Raw genomic sequence first — 4,552 nt, 5'->3', positions numbered from 1 at the left:
CCGCAATCCGCAGCTACCTGGCGACCGCCATCAAACACGGCGTCCGCTTCATCGACGCGCTGACCATGCTGGCCCAGCGCCGTCCCTGGCTGCCCGCACTTCCCGCATAACCAGCTGACCAGTCACGGAACGAGAAGGGGTGTGAATACGAACAGAGCGGGTAACTCCGATCGGGACACCCCGCGAAAGACAGGAAGAAAACGATGCTGCAGACCGATCCGAACCCCATCTACACCATGCTGGTGCGCGAGTTCGGCGTCGACCTCGACAAGGAGTCGCCCGCCGAGCCCGAGGTCGCCCAGGAAGCCCAGCCGACGCCCAGATAGCCAGAACCGCACGTCGGACGACTGTTCGTCAGCGGCGTGCGATCATGGCCGGCACTGCGGCACGCGAGGTTTGACAATTGCGCGGCGATCGAATTGCGTGATCCCGTGGCTACCCTCAGTGGATTCCCAAGCAGGGCATTCGACGAGTCGGTCGCAGGAACGAGCACTCAGTCACAAGGTCGGCACTCGTTTCGTTGGAAATGTCGAATGTCGCGGGCTGAATGGCCGATCAGGCGGCAGCCGGTGGGATCAATTTGGCGAGCCCCACATAGCCGATGTCGTGCAGACGCTTCGCCGACACGGCGAAGTAGCTCGCGTCCGCGCTGACGCCGAAGCCCTCGACCATGCGGTTCATGAAGTTGAACAACGCGCACACGAGGACGGCGCTGTGCAGCGCGGACTCGTCCCAGCCCGCGGCGAATACGGCCTCGGCGTCGGCCGGGGTCAACGCCGACGGGGTGCGGGTGAGTTTGCCGACATACCGCAGCACTGGCAGCAGCGGCGGGTCCACGTCAGCCGCGTCGAGGTCGGCGAGCGCGGCTTCGAGCAGCCCCGGTTCCACGCCATGAGCCTCGGCGGTGGCGGTGTGGACGCCGTGGCAGTACGCGCAGTTGTTGACGCCCGAGACGTAGGCGGCGATCAGCTCGCGTTCGGCCAGGCTGAACGGGGACGGGCCACGCATCACGGTCTCGTGGTACTCGATGATCGGGCGGGCGGTATCGGGATAGGCCTTGAACACGTCGAACAGGACGGCGTTCTCGGGTAGCGAAGGCAAGTAGGTCATGGCTGTCCTCCCAGGGTGGCGACCACATCGTCGATGTCGGCGCGGCGCAGCCAGCAGGCGGTGAGGTAGACCAACCCGGACGGGCCGGCCGTGCTGAACACGGTGGTGAGAGTGCGGTGGCTGCGCTCCCACGCCTGACGCAGTGACGCCGACGTCGACGGGCTTGGGTCGGCGTCGGCCAGGTCCGGGCGGATCGAGCGCCATCGGCGGGCACCGGCGGCGACCAGGTCGGGCATGGTCAGCCGGGCGCCGCCATGGCGGACGTGGTCGACGAGCATGGCGACCTGCCCGGCGTCGTCGGCGAGGGCCACCACGGCCAGGCACGCCAGCAGCCGGTCCGGGTCGAGGCCGAGCAGCATGATCCCGGTTTCGGTCGACGCCGGGTCGTCGAGGGCAGGGAGGTCGAATCTGGTGTCAGACAAGGGCTTCGACCTCCATCGAAGTCGGCTGGGACACGCCGAGTCGGGCGGCGATGGTGGCGGCGACCCGGGCGGTGGCGACCCGGTGGCCGTCGATATTGCGGGCGGCGGGGCCGAGCACCATGCACGCGGCGGCGCCGACGGCGAACACCCGCGGGTCGGCGCGGTAGGCGAGGGTGCGTTCGTCCAAGTCGGGCCAACCGTCGCGGGCACGTACGACGTCGGCGGGTAGCAGGGTCTCGCCGGTGGAGGGCGTGGTGCCGATGGCGAGGACGACGTGGTCGCCGTGCACGGTGTTGCCGTCGGCCAATCGCACAGCGCCTGGGCGTGCGTCGGTGACGGCGTGGCCGCGGTGCACGGTCAGCCTGCCGTCGGCTTCCGCGGCGCGGAGGAGGGGTTGGAACTCGAACATGACCGACGCGCGGCGGTGGCGGCCCATGAGGGTGAGGCGGTCCGACCAGGACGTGTTGTCGAATCGGGCGCGGCCCTCGGGGCGGAAGAAGGAGGCATTCACGTCGGCGCACTGGTAGCGCTCTTCGTTCTCGCGGAGCACCCAGCGCACGGACCGGCCTGCCGCCAGCGAGTTCGCGATGACATGCGCGGCGCTCAAACCGGCGCCGACCACGACAACCGAGCGGGCGGCGGCGGGCACGGGCTCGTCCCAGTAGCCCACCCCGTCGGACCAGCCCGCAGGCGCGGCGCGGCGTTCCTCGCCGAGGCACAGCACCGTGAACCACGCGTCGACGCGGCCGCGGTCGGTGTGCACGGCGAGACCTGTCGGGCTGGGCCGCACGCCGCGCACGTGGGCGCGCCAGGTCCGTGAGGTCACGCCGTGCACGGAGGCGAGGTGGCGGCAGTACGCCTCGAAGACGTCGACCGGGACGACGGACCGGTGCCCGGCCTGCGCCATGCGGATCTCCCGGCGCTCCACCGGGGAGAGTCGCGACCAGTGCAGCCGAGCGAAGTCGAGCAGTTCGCAGTCGCGGTAGCCCTCGACACCCGGGTGGTGCTCGTAGGGCGAACGCAGGACGCGCTGGCCGAGGGTGTCGATCCGGTCGAAGAACCGGTGACCGGGCCTGCCGTCGCGGTCCAGCAGGACGACGTCGGACACGCCGAGGTGCCACAGCGCGGACGCCACGGCCAGACCCGCCGGGCCCGCGCCCACGATGACCACGTCGGCGCGGGCGGGCATCGCGGAACCGGGTGCAGGCCGCGACACCAAAGCGTGTGGCCAATCCCGGTGTCTCGGCGACTCCAGCAGGTGCGGTTCGGGCATGAACTTCATGATCTGGCCTCGCCTGGGATGGACGCGATGGCGAAGCCGGGTGGCCCGGCTCCGCCCGTGTCGAGACTTCGCGAGGTCAGCCGATGACGGTGACGGGGACGATCATCTCGATGACCGGTCGCTGCGCGATCCCGTCGGCCACGAGTTTGCGCACCGCTTCGGCGGTCTGCTCGGGGCTGTCGGTCGGCGAGGCGCTGTAGCGGGCGTGCGCGTACGTCGGCTTGCGGGTGGAGCACTCCAGGTCGAAGACCTTGAGCATCGACTCGCCGGGGCGCACCTCACCGTCGTGGAAGGTGAGCCTGCGCTGGTCGGGGGTCAGGAACGTGCGGGCGAACTGGCGGGACATGATCATGCCGTCGTCGCCGTCGATGAAGTGGGTGTCGTCGTCGGTGGTGACCTGCATGGCGACCCAGGTCTGGTCGGTCAGGTTGGTCTCGGACTTGATCACCTGCCAGCGTCCGGGTTCGGGCAGGTACAGGCTCATCGCCACGTCGTGGTCGAGCGCGTCCACCGCCCCGGAGATCATCAGGACGCGCCTGCGCACATCGGCGACCGCGGCCATCTGGATATCGCGTGCGCGCACCCGACTGGATACGTCCAACCCGGGAATGTCCAATTCCGACACCATGCCTCCTGGCAGCATTCGACAACTAGATCGAGCTTTGCGGGAAAACGTGGACGCGAGATCTCGGACCCAGGCTGGCACAAGATCCAGACAAGCTCAATGACACGATTCCTGATTGGGCCGATCGGCCCTCGAACCGCGTTCCACTGGCGGCTTGCGCGGATTCAGGTGATTTCGGCCTCGGACTCGACGGACTCCTCGGGCGCCCCGATGTAGAGCACGCCGAAGACGTCCGGCTCGCGGAAACAGATCTTGACGATCAGGTTGTCCCGCACCACGACGAAGGACTCGCCGTCACGGGAGACATCGTCGAGCACCTTGTACGTGTTGTAGACCGTGCCGTCGGCCACCGCGAACAGCGCCTTGTAGAGCGCGTTCTTCTCGGCCTGGCCCGCGGAGCCCGCCCACTTCTCGAGGCGGGCCAGCCCCAGGTTGAGCTTAAGCCGCATACGTTCCCGACTCATCGGTCCCGACCTCCAGCAGGGCGATCACGTCATCGATGTCGCGCGGCTCCGCCGGCTTCTCCGCCTTCGCCATCGCGATCCGGTAGTCACGGGCACGCGACATCCGGGCGGTCATCAGCAGGCTCTCGACGAAGTGGTCGACCTGGGACCGGTCGGCGTCCTGCTCGGCGAGCACCTCGGTCAGCCTGCGCATCGCGGCGCGTCGGCCGTCGCGTGGGAGTCCTCCCAGCGCCACGGCGACCTGGTCGGCCAGTTCCACGTAGTCCTCCCCGAAGACACCGGAACGCAACGCATTCGTCACCGAAGCCATATTTCGCTCCCTCCGCCGGCGGTAGGCGCATAAGTCGCGCTCCATTAGTCTGAAGAACGCGCGAATACACTGCCAGTGTGCCCGACACTGAACATACGGGCAGCGCTCACAACCGCGGGCTAATTTCCCCACGCGCCGGGCATGACGAATTCACGACACGAATCAGCGCACCTCGGGAGTGGATTTATACGCCGCCGACCGGACTCCTGGGGGGGTGACTGGTCAGCTGGTTATGCGGGAAGTGCGGGCAGCCAGGGACGGCGCTGGGCCAGCATGGTCAGCGCGTCGATGAAGCGGACGCCGTGTTTGATGGCGGTCGCCAGGTAGCTGCGGATTGCG

Annotated in this window: 7 protein-coding genes; 1 reads left to right on the top strand and 6 read right to left on the bottom strand. The window is 68.4% G+C overall.

From position 1 onward, the window contains the following. Positions 1-203 precede the first annotated feature (203 nt). A complete protein-coding gene (locus ACRDSQ_RS27460; RefSeq protein WP_431424979.1) occupies positions 204-326 on the top strand; it encodes a hypothetical protein in 123 nt (40 codons plus the stop codon). Positions 327-555: 229 nt separating this feature from the next. Here the strand turns inward: ACRDSQ_RS27460 and ACRDSQ_RS27455 are convergent, their stop codons facing one another. From ACRDSQ_RS27455 to ACRDSQ_RS27430, 6 genes are all read right to left on the bottom strand, one after another. Then, the gene (locus ACRDSQ_RS27455; protein WP_431424977.1) at positions 556-1,110 is read right to left on the bottom strand and encodes a carboxymuconolactone decarboxylase family protein; all 555 of its coding nucleotides are present in this window, start codon (positions 1,108-1,110) and stop codon (positions 556-558) included. Continuing rightward, the gene (locus ACRDSQ_RS27450; RefSeq protein ID WP_431424975.1) at positions 1,107-1,532 is read right to left on the bottom strand and encodes a DUF6187 family protein; all 426 of its coding nucleotides are present in this window, start codon (positions 1,530-1,532) and stop codon (positions 1,107-1,109) included. The genes ACRDSQ_RS27455 and ACRDSQ_RS27450 overlap by 4 nt, the downstream gene beginning before the upstream one ends. Then, entirely contained in the window at positions 1,525-2,817 is a 1,293-nt protein-coding gene (locus ACRDSQ_RS27445) for an NAD(P)-binding protein (RefSeq protein WP_431424981.1), read from the bottom strand. The genes ACRDSQ_RS27450 and ACRDSQ_RS27445 overlap by 8 nt, the downstream gene beginning before the upstream one ends. Positions 2,818-2,890: 73 nt before the next feature. Beyond that, positions 2,891-3,442 (bottom strand): DUF6423 family protein, encoded by a 552-nt coding sequence (locus ACRDSQ_RS27440; protein WP_431424974.1) that lies wholly within the window; start codon positions 3,440-3,442, stop codon positions 2,891-2,893. Positions 3,443-3,603: 161 nt separating this feature from the next. Next, entirely contained in the window at positions 3,604-3,888 is a 285-nt protein-coding gene (locus tag ACRDSQ_RS27435) for a DUF6235 family protein (RefSeq protein ID WP_431424972.1), read from the bottom strand. Then, on the bottom strand, positions 3,878-4,213 hold the full coding sequence (locus ACRDSQ_RS27430; protein WP_431424970.1) for a hypothetical protein: 336 nt from the start codon (positions 4,211-4,213) through the stop codon (positions 3,878-3,880). Before ACRDSQ_RS27430 ends, ACRDSQ_RS27435 begins: the two co-directional genes overlap by 11 nt. Positions 4,214-4,552: the final 339 nt, after the last annotated feature.

Origin of the sequence: Actinokineospora sp., from assembly GCF_050699995.1 — a bacterium.
Classification (GTDB): Bacteria; Actinomycetota; Actinomycetes; order Mycobacteriales; family Pseudonocardiaceae; genus Actinokineospora.
This window is presented reverse-complemented; position numbering and strand designations above follow the sequence as displayed.